General features: G+C 71.0%; 13 protein-coding genes. 7 read left to right on the top strand and 6 right to left on the bottom strand.

The features are described from left to right. The first annotated feature begins 90 nt into the window (after positions 1-90). The gene (locus tag ACFQW8_RS01255; protein ID WP_380085164.1) at positions 91-780 is read left to right on the top strand and encodes a hypothetical protein; all 690 of its coding nucleotides are present in this window, start codon (positions 91-93) and stop codon (positions 778-780) included. Here the strand turns inward: ACFQW8_RS01255 and ACFQW8_RS01250 are convergent. From ACFQW8_RS01250 to eccD, 5 genes are all read right to left on the bottom strand, one after another. Further along, positions 769-1,476 (bottom strand): lysoplasmalogenase family protein, encoded by a 708-nt coding sequence (locus ACFQW8_RS01250; protein ID WP_380085163.1) that lies wholly within the window; start codon positions 1,474-1,476, stop codon positions 769-771. The genes ACFQW8_RS01255 and ACFQW8_RS01250 overlap by 12 nt on opposite strands. After that, positions 1,473-4,127, bottom strand: a complete 2,655-nt coding sequence (gene valS / locus ACFQW8_RS01245) for a valine--tRNA ligase (protein ID WP_380085162.1) — start codon at positions 4,125-4,127, stop codon at positions 1,473-1,475. Before valS ends, ACFQW8_RS01250 begins: the two co-directional genes overlap by 4 nt. 112 nt (positions 4,128-4,239) lie before the next feature. After that, the gene (locus ACFQW8_RS01240; protein ID WP_380085161.1) at positions 4,240-5,457 is read right to left on the bottom strand and encodes a S8 family serine peptidase; all 1,218 of its coding nucleotides are present in this window, start codon (positions 5,455-5,457) and stop codon (positions 4,240-4,242) included. Beyond that, positions 5,454-6,794, bottom strand: a complete 1,341-nt coding sequence (gene eccB / locus ACFQW8_RS01235; protein ID WP_380085160.1) for a type VII secretion protein EccB — start codon at positions 6,792-6,794, stop codon at positions 5,454-5,456. The genes ACFQW8_RS01240 and eccB overlap by 4 nt, the downstream gene beginning before the upstream one ends. Positions 6,795-6,803: 9 nt before the next feature. Continuing rightward, the gene (gene eccD, locus ACFQW8_RS01230; protein ID WP_380085159.1) at positions 6,804-8,135 is read right to left on the bottom strand and encodes a type VII secretion integral membrane protein EccD; all 1,332 of its coding nucleotides are present in this window, start codon (positions 8,133-8,135) and stop codon (positions 6,804-6,806) included. Positions 8,136-8,357: 222 nt separating this feature from the next. On the opposite strand from eccD, the gene ACFQW8_RS01225 reads away from it, so the two are divergent. The 5 genes from ACFQW8_RS01225 to ACFQW8_RS01205 all read left to right on the top strand — a co-directional run bounded on the left by ACFQW8_RS01225 (position 8,358) and on the right by ACFQW8_RS01205 (position 12,722). Then, complete coding sequence (locus tag ACFQW8_RS01225; protein ID WP_380085158.1) at positions 8,358-8,678, top strand: WXG100 family type VII secretion target; 321 nt, start codon at positions 8,358-8,360, stop codon at positions 8,676-8,678. After that, complete coding sequence (locus tag ACFQW8_RS01220) at positions 8,678-8,971, top strand: WXG100 family type VII secretion target (RefSeq protein WP_380085157.1); 294 nt, start codon at positions 8,678-8,680, stop codon at positions 8,969-8,971. Before ACFQW8_RS01225 ends, ACFQW8_RS01220 begins: the two co-directional genes overlap by 1 nt. 160 nt (positions 8,972-9,131) lie before the next feature. Next, on the top strand, positions 9,132-9,692 hold the full coding sequence (locus tag ACFQW8_RS01215) for a hypothetical protein (protein WP_380085156.1): 561 nt from the start codon (positions 9,132-9,134) through the stop codon (positions 9,690-9,692). A gap of 2 nt (positions 9,693-9,694) precedes the next feature. Continuing rightward, entirely contained in the window at positions 9,695-11,212 is a 1,518-nt protein-coding gene (locus tag ACFQW8_RS01210; RefSeq protein ID WP_380085155.1) for a S8 family peptidase, read from the top strand. Continuing rightward, positions 11,199-12,722 (top strand): WXG100 family type VII secretion target, encoded by a 1,524-nt coding sequence (locus ACFQW8_RS01205; RefSeq protein WP_380085154.1) that lies wholly within the window; start codon positions 11,199-11,201, stop codon positions 12,720-12,722. Before ACFQW8_RS01210 ends, ACFQW8_RS01205 begins: the two co-directional genes overlap by 14 nt. Before the next feature lie 54 nt (positions 12,723-12,776). Here the strand turns inward: ACFQW8_RS01205 and ACFQW8_RS01200 are convergent, their stop codons facing one another. After that, positions 12,777-14,411: a hypothetical protein gene (locus ACFQW8_RS01200; RefSeq protein ID WP_380085153.1), complete on the bottom strand. Its 1,635-nt coding sequence runs from the start codon at positions 14,409-14,411 to the stop codon at positions 12,777-12,779. Positions 14,412-14,550: 139 nt separating this feature from the next. Here ACFQW8_RS01200 and eccCa point away from each other — a divergent pair, with 139 nt between their 5' ends. Beyond that, entirely contained in the window at positions 14,551-18,519 is a 3,969-nt protein-coding gene (gene eccCa, locus ACFQW8_RS01195) for a type VII secretion protein EccCa (RefSeq protein ID WP_380085152.1), read from the top strand. Positions 18,520-18,532: the final 13 nt, after the last annotated feature.

The following is an 18,532-nucleotide window of genomic DNA, read 5'->3' as shown; positions in this document are numbered from 1 at the left end:
GGTTCGCCCGGATGGCGGGGTGCTTCATGCTGGCGCCACCACGGTGGCCCGGTGGTGGCGCGAAGGTCAGGCGCGCGACAGGATGACGGTGTGGCCACGGCATACCGACTTCGCGCAGGTGACACGGGTCCGGTGCAGCAGTCGCCGACGACCTGTGGCTCCGCCTGCCTGACCGTGGCGCGCATGCTCGTCGACCCGATCTTCGCCTCGTGGGTGCGCACCGGGAGCCCGCGCCTGCCGGGCTCGCCCGAGGGTGACACCGAGGCCGAGCGGTTCGCGGCCTACGAACGCGTCGTCATGCACCGGACCAACAGCGCGTTCCCACGACGTCATCGTCTGGGGCTGCCCTGGCCGCGTGCGCTCGGCACACCTCCGTGGGGTGCCAAACGCGAGCTCGAGTACGGCGCAGCCTCGTCGGGCACGCGCTACGACGTCGCGCTCGTCCGACCGCTGACGGACGGTGGCCTGCGCGACGCCTTCGACCACCTCGTCGATGTCGTCGCCGAGGGTGAGCCCGGCCTGCTCTACGTCGGCTCCGCCCACCTGCCCCGCCACGTGGTCCTCGTCCTGCCGGGCGACGGCGACCGGGTCCTGGACGTCTACGACCCGGGCACCGGACGGGTCGACCACCTCCGTCGTGACACCGTCGTCGAGCGTCGGGTCGGGCTCAGTGGCTGGCAGGTCCCGTGGTTCGTCGTCCAGCCGACCGGCCACCGACGGATCCGTGCCTACTCCACCTCACCGTCGCTCAACGGCGCGCGGGTGACCTCAGGCGCGTGACCCCAGCCGGCGGACCACGCCGAGGGTGAGGAGCAGGACCGCGCTGAGATACGTCGCCATGACCCAGAAGCCGGGCAGTGGCACGGCCACGGAGGGCACGAACTCGTCGACGGCGATGAGCCCGTCGGAGACGAGGAAGAGTGCCCCGCCGACACCGGCGAGACGGTGGACACCCGCTGACAGCGACGCCATCAGCGCCAGGGCGGCGGCATACCCGGCGATGCCGAGCGTCAGTGCACCCGCACGCGGCGCGCACACGACGACCATGACGACCGCCAGCGCCCCGTAGCCCCACGCCCAACGGCTCCGTAGCAACGACTCCCGGCGCCACGGCCAGAAGCCGGCGACGAAGAGCACGTGTGCCACGAGGAACGACGCCATCAGCACGATGAACGCCACCGACTCGGGGACGAGGTCCGGTGCCGTGTCGCCCAGCCACGACCACATCAGCCCACCGGCCGCGAACCGCGACAGCCGTGACCGCAGCCCGGTCTGGACGACCAGAGCCAGCAGCAACCACGGAACCGCGAACCACTGGGTCGCGTTCGCGACCGCCTCGGCGTCGGCCAGGTGTGCGACCAGGTGGACGACGACGACGACGGCGTATGCCGCCAGCGCACCTGCCGCTCCCGGCACCAGTCGCTCGCCCAGCGGGGTGTCGGGCGTCGTGGCAGGGACTGGCGCCGCGGTGCTCACGACTGCGGCTTGGGCTTCTCCACGGGGATGAGCTCGACGTCGCTCGCACTCCAGGTGTCGGCTGCCACGAGGTCGAGGGACCCGGTGATCTTGCCGGCGGATCGCAGGTCCTGCTCGCCGGCACGGACGTGCGCGAGCAGCGCCTCCGGTCCACCGAGGACGATGTGGGCGACCTCGGCCCGCATCGACAGCTTGGCCTCGGACTTGCTCTTGCGGACGGTGGCCAGGGCGGCACCCATGGCGCCGAGCATCGCGGGGTCCACGGCCTCGTCACCCGAGACAGCCACCTCGTCGGGCGTCGGCCACGCCGTGACGTGCACCGAGCCGTCGTGCCACCACGACCACACCTCTTCGGTGACGTAGGGGAGGAAGGGAGCGAGCAGCCGCAGCTGGACGTCGAGCGCGATGCGAAGCGTGGCCCGGGCCGAGGCCGCCTCGGCGTCGCCCTGCGAGCCGTAGGCCCTGTCCTTGACGAGCTCGAGGTAGTCGTCGCAGAAGGTCCAGAAGAACGTCTCGGTCGCTTCGAGCGAGCGCGTGTAGTCCCACGACTCGAACCCCGCAGTCGCCTTCTCGACGACGTCGCGCAGGCCCGCGAGGAGCGCCCGGTCGAGCGGGTTCGTCACGTGTGAGACCAGCTCGCCGTCCACCTCTCCGAACGTCAGAGCGAACTTCGACGCGTTGAGCACCTTGATCGCGAGGCGGCGGCCGACCTTCATCTGGCCCACGTCGTAGGCCGCGTCGGTGCCCAGGCGGCCGGAGGCGGCCCAGTAGCGGACCGCGTCGGCGCTGTGCTCACGCAGCACGTCCTCGGGCGTGACGACGTTGCCCTTGGACTTGCTCATCTTCTTGCGGTCGGGGTCGAGGATCCAGCCGCTGATGGCGGCGTTGGTCCACGGCACCGTGCCGTGCTCGAAGTGCGAGCGCACGACCGTGGCGAAGAGCCAGGTGCGGATGATGTCGTGGGCCTGGGGGCGCACGTCCATCGGGAACACCTTGTCGAAGATCGGATCCGTTGTGACAGAACCGGACTCATCGATGCTGCGCCATCCAGCGGCGATCTGAGGGGACAGGGACGACGTTGCCCAGGTGTCGAGCACGTCGGCGTCGCCGATGAACCCGCCCGGCTGGTCGCGCTGCGACTCCTCGAACCCCTCGGGGGCCTGGGCGGCAGGGTCGACCGGCAGAGAGGCCTCTGACGGCACGATCGCCCTGTCCCACACCGGCTCACCGTTGCCGTCGAGCGGGTACCAGACCGGGATCGGCACACCGAAGAAGCGCTGGCGCGAGACGAGCCAGTCGCCGTTGAGGCCGGCGACCCAGTTCTTGTAGCGGGCGCGCATGAAGTCCGGGTGGAACGCGACCTCGTCACCGCGGGCCACGAGTGCGGCGTTGATCTCGGCGTCGCGGCCACCGTTGCGGACGTACCACTGGCGCGAGGTCACGATCTCGAGGGGCTTCTCGCCCCGCTCGTAGAAGTTGGCCTTGCGCTGGGTGGCCTTGGGCTCACCGTCGAGGTCGCCGGACTCGCGCAGGGCGGACACCACGACCTCGCGTGCCGAGTGCACGGTCTTGCCGGCTAGCTCAGCGAACAGCTCGGCGCCGGGCCCGGCGGCGAGCCACTCGGGTGTCTCGGCCTGGATGCGGCCCTGGCGGGTGATCACCGAGCGGGTCGGCAGCTGGAGCTCGCGCCACCAGATGACGTCGGTGAGGTCACCGAAGGTGCAGCACATCGCGATGCCCGCGCCCTTGTCCATCTCGGCCAGGGGGTGCGCCACCACGGGCACCTCGACGCCGAACAGCGGTGAGCGGACCGTGGAGCCGAACAGGCCGGCATACCGGGGGTCGTCCGGGTGCGCGATGAGCGCGACGACCGACGGGATCAGCTCGGGCCGGGTGGTCTCGACGTGCACCGGTCCGTCGGTGGAGTGGAAGGCCACGCGGTGGTAGGCACCGGGGTAGTCGCGCGCCTCGAGCTCGGCCTGCGCCACGGCGGTCTGGAACGTCACGTCCCACAGCCCCGGAGCCTCGGCCTGGTAGGCCTCGCCGCGAGCGAGGTTGCGCAGGAACGCCTGCTGCGCCGTCGCCCGCGAGTGGTCGTCGATCGTGCGGTAGGAGATCGACCAGTCGAAGGACTGGCCGAGGCGACGGAACAGCGACTCGAACGCCTTCTCGTCCTCGACGGTCAGCTCGTCACAGAGCTCGATGAAGTTCTGGCGCGAGATCGGCATCGCGTCACCGGCCCGCAGGCTCTTGGCGTCGCCGCGGTGGGGCGGCTCGAAGGCCGGGTCGTGGGGGAGCGAGGCATCGCCGCGCACGCCGTAGAAGTTCTGGACCCGCTTCTCGGTCGGCAGGCCGTTGTCGTCCCAGCCGATCGGGTAGAAGACGTTGAAGCCGACCATGCGCTTGTAGCGGGCCATGCAGTCGGTGTGGGTGTAGGAGAACACGTGGCCCATGTGCAGGCTGCCCGACGCGGTCGGGGGCGGGGTGTCGATCGAGAAGACCTGCGAGCGGTCGCCGGCCAGCGCCGCCTCGCGGTCGAACGCGAAGGTCTGCTGCTGCGCCCATACCTGCCCCCACTTGTCCTCGAGGCCGTCCAGCGAGGGGCGCTCGGGAATCGTGGCAGCGCGAGATGGGGTGAGGTCAGCAGGCATGCGCGTGATTCTCCCAGAACGTCACCCGTGCACCCAACCGGGATACCCCCATGGCGTATGCCGCCCGCTCACCCGATCGCTCGGGTGCGTCGATCCGTGCCCGGACCGACGGTCAGGCCGGCGGGGACCTGCGCAGCATGCGCGCCATCGCCAGCCCCAGGACCGAGGCGGCGGCGCCGAGCAGGAGCCATTGGACGGCGGCGCGGTCGGGGGCGCGGGGGTCGGGCGGCGGGGTGAGGTCGACCGCCGACGCCTGCGGCGGTGGGGTGGCCCGGGGCTTCCCGCCGGGCGGGACCGGCCCGGCGACGCTCTCGTCGAGCACGGCCGTCATCGCCTCATAGGGCTGCACGACGCCCCACCCCGACACGTCGTCGCGGACCGTCCGAGAGCCTCGTGACGCGGTGGTCTCGAGTCGATAGGCGATCTCGGCGGGCGAGGCCTTGGGGAACCGCTGCCGGAGCAGGGCGACCGCCCCGCTGACGTAGGCGGTCGCATAGCTGGTCGACTGCTGCTGCTGGGAGAAGACGCAGTCGCCCCAGGCCCGGAAGGTCGTGATGACGTTGTCTCCCGGTGCCGAGACATCGACCTGCGGACCGTGGATGGAGTCGTCGGTGACGACATCGGCGGAGCTGGTCGCGGCGACACCGATGACACCGGGGAGGGCCGCGGGGTAGCGGATCCCGTCCCTGACCTCGGCCGCCTGGTCCCGGTTGCCTCCGGAGGCGACGACGACGATGCCGGCCTTCACGGCCGACGCCACGGCCGCGCGGACGTCGCCCCGGTTGGACGTCGTCGACAGCGACAGGTTGATGACGTCGGCACCGGCCGACACGGCATACGCGATCCCCTTGGCGAGGTTGGCCGACCGCTGCCGCTCCTCGTCACCGCCGTTCTCGCCTCCGGAGATCTTGACGGGGAGGATGAGCGCGTCCTTGGCGATCCCCACGACACCGGACTTCTCGCCGATCTCGCGCGCCGCGATGATGCCCGCCAGGGCTGTGCCGTGACCGTTCTCGTCGACCGTGGCCGCGCCTCCGACGAAGCTGCGGCCGGCGAGGACCGAGCCCCGCGGGAAGTGCACGTTGGCGGCCGAGACGCCGGAGTCGACGATCGCGACGACGACGCCCCTGCCCGTGGCCAGGGACCACGACTGACGCGCCGCCAGGCGCCCCAGTGCCGGCGGGGCGTCGGCGACGAAACGGGTCTGGTTCTCGGTGCACTGCCGGACCTCGGCGTGGGCGGGCGGTGAGGCAGCCGGAGCCACGAGGGCGCTGGCAAGCACCCCGAACGCGCCGAGCGTCGCAGCGGCACCGATCCGACGCACGGTCACGACGCGGCGGCCACGGTGGTCTGGGCGGACTTGACGCTGAGGACCGGGCCGACCCGGAAGAGCTCAGCCCACGACTGGGGCACGGGAGCGACGTCCGTGGCCTCATAACCCAGTCGCTGCAACAGATCTGGTGTCGAACCGTCGATGGCGTAGGCCGTGCCGGTCTGGTCGATGGCCAGCAGCGGGCCGGAGCTCAGGGACCCGGCGCCGACGGCCCGCACCAGGGAGCCGGTCCCCAGGTCGACGGCGACCTTGGTGACTCCGGGGTCGGCCTTGACCGCGGTGGAGGTCGACAGAGCGACCTTGGGCTGCTGCCCACGGGCCGCGGTGAGGGTCGCGCAGGGTGGTTCGCGGACCAGCGTCGGCAGGGCGGCCGGCCACGCCTGCGGTGCGACGCGCTGCGGCTGGACCTCGAGCTGGGTCACCTGCGCCGGGGTCACGGGCAGGTCCTGGGTGGTGCTGCCGGAGCCGAGTCCGTAGAGCGCGTGGGCGAGGTACGGCAGCGGCTCGAGATCGCCGGCCGTGTTGACGAGGTAGCGGCGAGCCTCCTGACCGCTGTTGGCGACGGCGAGGACGGAGCCGACCGTGGCGCCGGGAGGCAGCCCCGGCGCGGACTTGCCGAAGCCGGAGATGGTCAGCGGCTTCATCTCCGGTCCGAGGGTGAAGAGGTTGGTCCACACCGCTGGGGCCTGGCGTGGCGGTTGTCCGTCGAGGCCGAGGGTCAGCGAGACGAGGGAGAGGTTGGCCGCGGAGACCGGGTATCGCATCCCGCCGGCGATGACGAAGGCCTGCCGACCGGTCGTGACCACCGAGGCGCCCGGTGCTGCCGGGGTGCTCCTGGCCGAGGCGCCCACCGCGGTCGCGACTCCACCCTCGGGACCGAGGCATGAGACCCATCCGCTGTTGGTCAGCGACTCGGGCGGCGTGAGGGAGTCGGGCGCACCGGGGATGCCGATCGTGCTCCCGCGCTTCTTGGTGGCGAGCTTGTCGTCGGCCACGGTGATGACCTCGAAGCTGTTGGCGGGGATGAGGAGGCGGGCGCTGGTCGTGTTGAGGACCGGGTGGAGCGTCTCCTTGATGGAGACGTAGCGGGCACCACTCGTCTTGGCGATGACGAGCTTGTTGTTGCCCCAGTTCTGCGGCAGGGAGCCCTTGAGCCAGCCGAAGGCCAGGCTGCCGAGGACGAGCACCACGGTGAGCGCGAGTCCGCCGATGACGGCCTTCATCGGCCGGTGCGGCTCGACCTCACGACCCCCGGGGGCGCCGCTGACGAAGGCCGTCGTGAGCCGACGCCTGCTGAACGACTGGGCCTCGACGAGGTCCTTCTTGGTGGCCACCCCGCCGCCTCAGAGAAGCCCGACGGCGAAGGCCGCGAGCGGGACGAGGGCAGCGAGGGCGACACCCTCGACGGCATCGGCGACGCGGCCGAGCTGCACGCGGGTCCTCGGGAGGACGAGAGCCATGCCGACGACGAGCGCCGCCGCGCCGGCGAGCGCCAGCGCGAGGACGGGCCGCCAGTCGGGGTGGGTCTGGGCGGCGGTGACCGCTGCGACGGCGACCCCGGTCACGCCGGCGATCATGGCGATGAGCACCGTCGTGCGGGTGCGGCTGTGCCGGGTGCGCAGCAGCGTGGCGACGAACCCGACGAAGGTGAGCAGCGCACCCCACACACCCGAGGCGACGAGCTGGGGCGTGCACAGGACCATCACGGCGGCGCTCGCCACGCCGAGCGAGACCATGAGCTCGTGGCCGGCCGCCACCTGGCGCCGGACCTGGTCGCGCTCGACCTCGGGGGCGTCGGTGAAGATCTCCAGGTCGGACTTCGGCGGGTGCGTCGTGAGGCGGCTCGACGAGATCCCGACCCAGGGCAGCACGTTGCCGATGACCGCGGCGACGACGAAGGTCACCGCGGCGATCGAGGTGAGGCCCCACCCGACGAAGTGGCTCAACGCGCCGAGCGCGACCATGGCGAGTCCCAGGGCGGCCGTGGCGCCGACGAGGAGCCGGTGGTGGGTGACGGCCACGGCACCCAGGATGCCGACGACGCTCACTCCGGCGCCGGCATACAGCAGGCCTTCGCCCCACAGCGGAACGTCGGGCACGGCCGCATAGCCGGACACGCCGGCATACGCGACCGCCGTCAGGGCCAGGGCGACGGCAGCCGATGGTTGTCGACGCACGTGCGCGAGAACAGCCGCAGCGCCCACGAGGAGGACGGCGCACACCCCGGCGAGCGCCGCGATGAGGATGCCGCTGTCGCGTGCCGTGAAGAGCGCGTATGCCGCGGCGAGGAAGAGGACGACTGCGGCACCGACCGCGGTGCCCGCGCTGTGCGACGGGGTCCACGGCGTGAACTGGGTCTCGACGAGGTCGGCCACGGCCTCGACGACATCGTCGTAGACCTTCTCGTCGTCGGGTCGGTTGGGCTCCAGCGCCAGGACGGATCCATCCTCGATCCCCTGTGCCGCAAGGCTTCTGTCACTCTCGACGACATGACCGTCAGACCGGACGAGGCGGTATCCCATGCTGGCGGAGTGCGCGTCCAGGACGCCGAGCTCGCGCGCGAGGTCGGGGATGACCTCCGCGACCGGGATGGAGCCGGGGATGCCGAGGTCTGCCCGTCGCGTCCCCGATGTGACGGACAGCCTGACGAGCGACGTCGCCGTGCTCTGACTCACGAGTGTGATCCTCCCCGATCGCGCATGTGCTGGAACGCCTCCGCCGCAACGGAGATCGTCCCGAGCATAGACGGGGAGTTCTCCCCATTGGCCGGTGCGTCATCCGCCCGTATGGTCATCCCTGTCAGGACTTCGGGGGAACTGCAAGCCGGGGTCCAACCACCATGAGTGGTCGGTAGGACCACCGAGGTCCTTGAGGACCATTGAGAGAAGGGAAGTGGCATGGGCAACACGACACACAGCGTTGGCGCTGGCGCTATCGCCAAGAGCGCCGGCATCGTCGACCAGACGAGGACCGACCTCAAGACCAGGCTCAACACGCTGCAGGGGCAGATGGAAGAGGTCAAGGCGCACTGGGAGGGTGCAGGTGCCGGTGCCTTCCAGAACGTCCAGAACGCGTGGACGGTCCAGGCCAAGGATCTTGTCGACATCCTCGACAACTTCCGCGAGAACCTGATCGCCAACGACAAGCAGTACACCGCGGACGACCAGGGCGCGGCCGACATGCTCAGCAAGTACACGTCGCAGATGGGTGGTAAGTGATGAGTGGCCAGAACATCAAGGTCGCCGGTGGCGGACTCGACACGCTGATCGACGCCATGGTCAAGGGCGTCAACGACCTCAAGGGCAAGGTCACCGACATGGAGAACGACATGAAGCCCCACATGGGTGAGTGGGAGGCCGGCACCAAGCTCGCGTTCGAGGACGTCAAGCGCAAGTGGAACGGTGAGGTCGAGGACCTCAACCAGCTCCTGCTCGACATCAAGACCGCCGTGCAGCAGTCCAAAGAGGCTTACCTCGCGGGTGAGCTCAAGAACAAGAACAGCTGGGGCTGACCTTCCGGTCATGAACAGCGCATGCCGTGCCGACACCCCGCAGGCGGGGTGTCGGCACGCACTGCGTGACAGCGAGGCGTACGCGGCGAGCGCAGTGACGCGATGACCAGCAACGACGACGTGCAGCACTGACGCAAGAGAGAGTTCAGGGGAGGCAGCCATGGCGGGCGAGGACGTGGAGTACCCGACTGAGTACATGAACACCTTGGCCAACACCAAGCAGACGAAGTGGGAGAACGACTCAACCGACGGCATCAAGTACCTGCGTGACGCACTCGCAGACGAGAGCTCGTTCGGTGACGTCCCCGCCCTCGCGTCCTACGGTCGGGTGTTCACGGAGGTGCGCACGATCTATCTCGAGACGATGCGCGGTGCCAAGTCCGACCTCGATGCGGTCGCCCAGGGGATCAAGACGTCCGCTCAGCAGATGGCGAACAACGACGACGCCGCGGGTGCCGCCTTCCTCGCGCTCTGGCAGAGGTGGGAGAACGGCCCCCTCGACACGACGCGCCACCATGAGCAGGCGGCATCGACCACCGGGGCCCAGCAGGCTGCAGCGGACGCGGACGCCGCCGAGGCCGCGCCGGAGGGTGCCGCGCCGCCCGAGCCGGCCGCCACGGACGACGCCGGAGCGAACCCCGACACTCGTGACGAAGGGGCTGTGCCGGTCGAGGCAGCGCCCGGGGACTCGACCGGGCAACCGGACGCACCTCTCCCGTGACCATGCCCGGCCCTGTCCTGCACCACTTTCGTCGCGGCGCCGTCGCGACGGTGCTCGGCGCTGTCATCTCCACGACGATGTTCGCCGTGGCGCCGACCGCGTCGGCGGACGCCCTGGACGACGGCCAGTGGTGGCGTGCTGCCATGGGCGTCGAGGAGCTGCACCGCACTGGGACGGGCAAGGGCGTGACCGTGGCCCTCATCGACGGGCCGATCGACTCCAGCGTTCCCGAGCTCGAGGGACGGATCGCCTCGTCCACCACCGAGTGCCTCGCGCCGGGTGGTGAGCTCCGACCGAGCACCATGAAGGGGGTCATCTCCGAGCACGCCACGAGCATGGCGGCGCTGATCGTGGGCAGTGGCAAGGGGACGGCCTCGGGCGGACGAGGTATTGCCGGCATCGCACCCGAGGCGACCCTGCGCCACTACGCAGCCGCCTACCGATCCGCAGGGGCCGAGTCGAAGCTCACCTGCGGGCTCGAGTACGCGGACCTCGACGTCGCGTCAGAGGCGATCGCGAGGTCCATCCGGCAGGCCGTCAAGGACGGTGCCAAGGTCATCAGCATCAGCCTGACCGCCGGCTACGACGACGAGTTCATCCCTGCTCTGCTCGAAGCCTACGAAGCGGGCGCCATCGTCGTGGCCTCGACGAACAACGAGACCCGTCAGGTCTTCTGGCCGGGCATCGGCAACGGGGTCGTCACCGTCACCCATGTCGATGCTGCGGGCAACCTCGACAGCTCCGCGATGCGCAAGAGCTCGTTCGTGGACTTCGCGGCACCCGGGACCAAGATCGCCACCGGTGGGTCGACCTCCTCGGGCTGGAAGAGCGACGTCCTCTCGGACGGCAGCTCACAGGCCACCGCGATCACCGCCGGCGGGCTCGCCGCTCTCTGGTCGGCCCACCCCGGAGCGACCGGGAACCAGGTGCTGCAGGCTGCGAAGGACGCCATCGGCCTGCGCGCCGAAGACGGCAAGTTCCTCACGTGGTTCCGCAGGGTCGGCGACAACCTGCCAGATGCCTCGGGCAAGACCGAGTCCTACGGGTTCGGGATCGCCTCACCCGCAGATGCCGTCAAGCTCGACGTGGAGTCCTTGCCGGACAAGAACCCCATGGTCGAGCAGAAGGGAGTCGGGATGCCGACGGCCCAGCAGATTGCTGCGGCGACGGGCGTCACCCCCACTCCCACCTCTTCGGCGGGGTCGAGCACACCCAGCCCGTCCCAGCCCTCAGCCTCTGCGACATACCAGGCGTCCGGTGTGGCCGAGCCGACCCAGGAGACCGGATCGTCGACGTCGCGCTGGCTCGGCGCCGGCGCGCTGGTCATCGCGCTTCTCGTCGGCCTCGCCCTCTTCCTCCGGCGACGGGCAAAGCCGGTCCACCTGACAGCGCCGGCACCTGATGCCGGATCTCCGCCCCGACCCTCCGAGACCTCACCACCACACGACAGGCACGACATCCAGGCCGCGGCGGATGGGGCCGCGGCCACGACGAAGGAGCACAGCCATGGTCAGAGTTGACGATGGTGGGGGAGGCCCCACCCTGAATCCCAAGGCCAAGCACTACGAGCGCGAGCTGTTCAAGGTCTTCGGTGTCCAGACAGGCTCGATCTATCTCACGCAGACCGACTGGCAGAACGCCAAGAAGCAGCTCGAGGGCCTCGCCAAGGACGTCCGCACCGTGCACGGTGAGCTGGCCGCGCCGTCCGACGGGAGCAACGGCTGGTCCGGGCCCGCTGCGGAGGCCGCGCGGGCGAGCCTCGAGAAGCTGAGCTCCACCCTCGACACCCGCGCTGGCGAGATCGGTGAGGTCGACACGAGCCTGGGGCAGGTCTACAAAGCCGTCAGCGACGCAAAGGCCGCCTGGTACGCCGAGGTCGCGAGCATCTCGACCTACGTCGACCCCGACGACCACAAGCGACTGCCCGCTCCGTATCTCCCCACGGCCGAGAACGCCGACAAGTACAGCGTCCGTGACCCGGCCGCCGCCGCGGCTGCTGAGGACGCGTTGTGGGAGCAGCGCAACCAGGCGGCCAAGAAGGTCCTTGACCAGCTGACCGTCGACACGCAGTCCGCCAAGGGCACGATGCCGATCGACGTCAAGGACGACACCCAGACGCCCTACGACAACCGGGGCCCTGCCTCCACCGACCGCACCCCGGGGTCGGCCATCCAGTCGTCCTCCTCCGGCGGCTACATCGAGGGCGGTCACCACGTGGGGACGATCCTCGACCCGGACGGCAACGGGGACGGCGACTCGAACGACGACCCACCCGTGATCCTGACCCCCAACCCCGTGGACCCGGAGATCGTCATCTGCGGCCCGGACATCCTCGACCCTGACCCGGTCGACACCGACGTGTTCGACCCGATCAGCTCCGACGGCGACGTCACGGGTTCCACGGGGGTCAACACCGGGACGGGGCCGGGGGGATCCCAGGGCTCCTACCCGACCGGCTCCGGTGGCGGCGGGATGGGCGCCGGTGGCCTGGCCGCCGGTGGCATCGGGGGCGCTGCTGGTCTGGGTGGACTGCTCCGCCGTGGTGGCGGTCTGGCGGGTGGCGGCTCGAGTGCGGTCCGCGGCGGCGCTGCGGGCACTCGTGGCTCAGCGGCTCGATCGGGTGGCGCTGCCCGCGGAGGATCTGCCGTCCCCGGTGGGGCCGGACGTGGCGGGACCGTGGTGCCCGGCAGTGGGGGCGGGGCGCGAGGTGGGGCATCCGGTCGCACGAGCGCGGTCAAGGGCGCCACGGGTTCGGGCCGCTACGGAGTCCCCAAGCTCGCCGGCAAGGGCGGACCAGGCGTGGTGCCCGCCGGTGGCGGGCAGGCTGGACGCGGCACGGGCTCGGGCAAAGGCGGTGCGCGCTCCGGAGGCCAGGCCGGCGGCCGGGGGGCGGTGGGGGCGGCCGGCGGCGGTGGCACTCGCAAGGGCCCCAAGGACGGTCAGTCCCAGGACGTCGACAAGCTGACGCACGAGGATGAGGAGACCTGGTTCGACGGGACCGAGGAGTCCAGCCCCCAGGTGTGGCAGTGACAGGCGGGCACCAGCTCGGCTGACGGCGGTCAGCCACTCACCCGGCGGATGCCCTCAACCCGAGGTCATCCGCCGGATTGCTTCGACGCCACCGGCGGCCACGATGCCGAGCGGCAGTGAGAGGGCGACCGTCAAGGTCTCGACGGCGTCGGCGAAGCGGGACATCCGGGTGGAGCGGTAGCCCCGCACGATGGCGGTGGCGCTGACCACGCTGGTCCACGCGATCGCCGACGCGACGAGGAAGACGACGAGGGTGGCGCCGGACCAACCGGTGGCGAGCAGCGCGAACGCCGCGGCCAGGAGCAACGAGCCGCAGGCCGCCAGCATGCTGTAGCGCGGCAACCGGTCGCGCACCGTGCGCGACTGGTAGCCACATGCGAGGGCGGCCACGAGGAGCAGGGCGATGGTGCCCCAGCGCGTCACCGTGTCGCGCGCCGGCGTGGTCACGAGGAGCCAGCCGCCGACCGCGGTGGCCAGCGAGAGGTATGCCGTGCCGATGGCCACGATCTCGCGCGCAGCTTCGAAGCGTGCCCGCATGTCAGAGCGGTTGATCCGCCTGCGCCGTTGGGGGCCCCGCTCCCGGACCGACCAGATCGTCGTCGAGAGACGTTCGGTGTCGACGAGCTGGTTGAGGTCGACGGTGAGACTCGTGGTGGGGAGCAGACGCATGAGCAGCGGACCGAGGCCGGTCACGAGGGCGGCGATGGCGGGACCTCCCCAGTCGAGCATCGTGCCGAGCCCCACGAGCAGACCGAGGCCTCCGATGGCCGACATGACCGTCCGGTCCCCGGGGGAGTCGACCTCCACCCGGGTCCGGGTGATGGCCAGGGCGAGGACGGCAACGGCACATCCGGCGACGACGGCGACAGACTCGCGCCCGGGAGTCGTCCCCAACGGCAGGGTGAGTCCGGCGGCAAGGCCCAGTGCCGGGGCCGTGGCGGCGGTTGCGAACCGGTGCAACCGCTGCGTGCTCAGTGCGGCGAGCCCGATGGCACCCACTGCGAGGAGCGCTGCAGCCACGGTCGGCATCCAGGACGCCGTGAGTCCCGAGAGGCCGGGGGAGGACGGGGTGGAGGTGGGGTCGGGTCCGCCGCGGGCCAGGCTCCACGCGGCGACGAGGCTGATGACGCCTCCGAAGGCGGCAGCCAGCCAGATGAGCTGGGCGGCGGTGGAGGGGAGGGCAGCCGCAGTCGAGGGGCGGCGCTCGCTGCGAGCAGCACGCACCGGCTGTGGGGCGCCAAGGCTCGAGCGGGGAGCGGTGACGTCGGAGGCGTCGCTGGCGGGGGCCTCGCCGCGGCGTCGGGTGGACTCGTCGACCTCGGGTCGGCGCGGCGCCTCGACCTGCTCCCGGTGACGACCGCCCGAGCCGGCCGGCGCCGGCGCGCTCGCCCGCGCACCGCCGGCGCCACGGCCGCGGTCGAGGTTGAGGATGTCGCGCGTCACGGCGTGCGTCGTCACCGGCACCACGCTGAGGATGGATCCCGTGGGGACCGACTCGTCGAACGTGTCGAGCGGCCCGAGCACCCGGCCGCTGGGGGTCGCGATGGCGTGCGGGTTGGCGCGGGAGGCGATGCCGAGGACCGACAGGACCTCGGTGACCTGGGCGCCGACGGGCACGACGAGGTCGTAGCGGCGCGTGCCTGCGGTGAGGCTGATCTGGAGCCCCGCGCTCGCATCCGTACCCGGCATACCCATCCCCTCCTCGTCCACACGGCCCCGGCCACCTCGAAGGATAGGCGGCGTAAGCGACTCGTAGTGCGGCACCCTCGGTCCCCTCCACGGTCTCGGGATACGTTGTTCTCCGTCATCAGCACACGGGAGGGGAAGCGTGACAGCGACAGTCGGAGGGACGCGGCAGGAGGCTCCATCGGTCCCCACGGGACGGATCGTCCTGCAGCCACCGCCGGAGATCACCCCGGCCGAGGGCATCAGCAACACCCTGATGCAGGCCGTCCCGATGCTCGGCAGCGTGGGCTCCATGGGCTTCGTCGCCCTGTCGTCGCCGGGGCCCAAAGGCATCATCGGTGCCGGCATGTTCCTCGTCGCCTCTCTCGGGTTCGTCTTCTCGAGCGGTCTGCGCACCCGCCAGCAGCACAACGCCGAGGTCATCTCCAATCGACGGGAGTACCTTGCCTACCTCGCCGAGGTCCGCGGGACCGTGCGAGACGCCGCGGCCAAGCAGCGCGAGGCGGGCCTGTGGAACTACCCTGCTCCGGCGTCACTGGCCCTGCTCGCTGAGGAGAAGAGCCGCGTCTGGGAGCGACTGCCCAAGGACGAGGACTTCCTGCACGTGCGCATGGGCACGACGTCGCAGCCGCTGTGCCTCACCCTCGAACCCGCCGAGACCCCGCCGCTGGCGCAGCTCGACCCCGTGGCGGCGTCCGGCCTGCACCGCCTGCTCACGACCCACCGCGTGCAGCACGGCCTGCCGGCCTCGGTCTCGTTGCCGGCCTGGTCCCGCGTCCAGGTCACCGGCGAGGCCGGACCGGCCAGGGCCCTCGCCCGCTCCCTCGTCGTCAACGCGGCGCTGATGCACTCGCCCGACTCGCTCATCGTCGCCGCCATCACGGGACCCGACGCGCGCGAGGAGTGGGACTGGCTCAAGTGGCTCCCGCACGCGCTGAGCCCGCGCGAACGCGACGCCATCGGGCCGATGCGTCTGGTCGCCGACTCCGTCGACGAGCTCCTCGAGCTGTTGCCCGAGGACATCACCGACCGGCCGAGGTTCGGACCGACCAGCCAGATGCCGACCCCGCACGTGCTCGTCATCGTCGACGGCGCCCGGCTCCCTCGCCACAACCCGCTCGTCACCGACGACGGCGTGCTCGGTGTCACCGTGCTCGACCTGCCCGAGCAGTGGGGGGAGCTCGACTCGACCTCCACGCTGCGGCTCGCGGTCGACCCGGCTCGACAGGGTATGCCGGCCGGTCAGGTTCCGTTCGAGATCCTCAGCCTGAGCCGTGGCGGAGCGAGGGGCCTCGCGGACCAGATGAGCGTGACCCAGGCCGAGGCCGCCGCGCGACGTCTCGCCCCGATGTTCGTCAGCGGTGAGGTCGAGGTGCGCGACGCCCTCACGTCCAGCACCGAGCTCGTCGACCTCCTCGGCCTCGGCGACGTGCGCGACTTCGACCCGGCCACCGCCTGGCGGCCACGGCTCCAGCGCGACCGCCTGCGCGTGCCGATCGGTGTCGGAGCCAGCGGCCAGGTCGTCGCCCTCGACATCAAGGAGTCCGCGCAGCAGGGCATGGGCCCGCACGGGCTCGTCATCGGTGCCACGGGCTCCGGCAAGTCCGAGCTACTGCGCACGCTCGTCCTCGCGCTCGCGATGACGCACTCGTCCGAGCAGCTGAACTTCGTCCTCGTCGACTTCAAGGGTGGCGCGACCTTCGCCGGCATGGCCGACATGCCGCACGTCTCGGCCGTCATCACCAACCTCGGCCAGGAGCTGACGCTCGTCGAGCGCATGCAGGACGCCCTGCAGGGCGAGATGACCCGACGGCAGGAGCTCCTCCGCTCGGCCGGCAACTTCGCCAACGTCACCGACTACGAGAAGGCGCGAGCCGGCGGCGCCGACCTCGAGCCGCTGCCCGCCCTGCTCATCGTCGCCGACGAGTTCTCCGAGCTGCTCTCGGCCAAGCCGGAGTTCGCCGACCTCTTCGTCGCGATCGGACGGCTCGGCCGTTCCCTCTCCATGCACCTGCTCCTCTCCTCGCAGCGGCTCGAGGAGGGCCGCCTGCGCGGGCTCGAGTCGCACCTGTCCTACCGGATCGGTCTGCGCACCTTCTCGGCCGGTGAGTCGCGCACCGTCATCGGTGTCCCCGACGCCTACGAGCTGCCCCCCGTCCCGGGGCTGGGCTACCTCAAGCCGGACCAGACGACGTTGCTCAAGTTCAAGGCGGCATACGTCTCGGGTCCGCCCAAGGGGCGGCGCCGTCGAGCGGCGGCCGCCGGCAACGGCTCCAACATGCAGGTGCTGCCGTTCACCTCCACCAAGGCCGTGTCCTCGCTCCCGCGCGTCGAGGAGGTGCCGCAGTCGGCCAACGGGCCCGAGGAGACGCCGGCCGTCTTCGACATCGCCGTCGAGCGGATGAAGGGCAAGGGTCGGCCCGCGCACCAGGTCTGGCTGGCCCCCCTCGACGTGCCCAACTCCATGGACCAGCTCCTGGGCGACCTCGCGCCTGATCCGCAGCTCGGGCTCGTCAGCAAGCGCTGGCGCTCGCAGGGCTCCTACGTCATCCCGATGGGCATCGTCGACCGGCCGCTCGAGCAGCGACGCGAGCTCTTCGTCCTGCACCTCGGAGGCGCCGCCGGACACGTCGCCGTCGTCGGGGGCCCGAGGACGGGTCGCAGCACGTTCGCTCGCACCCTCGTCACCTCCCTGGCGCTCACGACCACGCCGCTCGAGACCCAGATCTATGTCCTCGACTTCGGTGGCGGCACGTTCACGCCCTTCGCCGGGCTGCCGCACATCGCCGGTGTCGCGAACCGCAACGAGCCCGACGTCGTGCGCCGCACGGTCGCCGAGATCACCGGCATCATCGACAAGCGCGAGGCCTACTTCCGGGCCCACGGGATCGACTCGATCGAGACCTATCGCAGCCGTCGTGCCGAGGGCCGGGTCGACGACGGCTACGGCGACGTCTTCCTCGTCGTCGACGGCTGGCCGACGATCCGCGCGGAGTTCGACGAGCTCGAGCAGACCATCAGCGGCATCGCCGGGCGAGGCCTGACCTTCGGGATCCACGTCGTCATCACGACGTCGCGCTGGATGGACTTCCGCATGCAGATCCGCGACGTCCTGGGCACCCGCGTCGAGCTCGGACTCGGTGACCCCGGCGACTCCGAGATCGACCGCAAGGTCGCTGCCAACGTGCCCAAGGGCCGCCCCGGCCGGGGAATCACGACGACCAAGCACCACTTCCTCGCCGGCATCCCGCGCATCGACGACTCGGGCCGGGTCGACGACCTCGGCGATGGTGTCGAGGACCTCGTCGCCAAGGTCTCGGCCGCGTGGAAGGGACCTCGGGGTCCCAAGCTGCGCCTGCTGCCCGAGCAGATCTCGCTCGAGACGGTCCGGTCGCAGGCCGATGCCGGCGACAAGCGGGTGCTCCTCGGCATCAACGAGTCCAACCTCGAGCCGGTGGGCATCAACGTCGCCGAGGAGTCGCACCTCTACCTCTTCGGTGACAGCGACTCCGGCAAGTCCGCGATGCTGCGCGCCTATGCCAGTGAGGTCGCCCGCCTCTACACGCCAGCCGAGGCCAAGCTCTTCGTCGTCGACTACCGCCGCGCGCTGCTCGGCGAGCTGCCGACGGAGCACCTGGCCGAGTACATGACGACCGAGGAGCAGGTGACCGCCGAGATCGAGGGCCTGTCGGCCTTCCTGCGCACGCGGCTCCCGGGGCCTGACGTCACCCCCGACCAGCTCCGCTCGCGTTCGTGGTGGTCCGGCTCCGAGGCGTTCATCCTCGTGGACGACTACGACCTCGTCGTGACGTCGGCGGGGTCACCGCTCCGGCCGCTCATCCCGCTGCTCGCGCAGGCCGCCGACGTGGGCCTCCACCTCGTGCTGACCCGGCGTGCCGGAGGCGCCTCGCGCGCGAGCTACGAGCCCGTCCTCCAGGCGATGCGTGACCTCGCGAGCCCCGGCATCATGCTCAGCACCCCGCCCGACGAGGGTGCGCTCGTCGGCAACGTCAAGGGTTCCCTGCAGCCACCCGGACGGGGCCGGCTCGTCACCCGCGACCAGGGCAACCAGGTCGTCCAGCTGGCCTGGCTCCCGGCCCAGCACTCCTGATCGACAGGAGCTG

Origin of the sequence: Knoellia altitudinis, assembly GCF_042666355.1 — a bacterium.
GTDB lineage: Bacteria > Actinomycetota > Actinomycetes > Actinomycetales > Dermatophilaceae > Knoellia > Knoellia altitudinis.
Note: the sequence above shows the minus strand (reverse complement) of the source record. Positions and strands in the feature narration are given on the sequence as shown.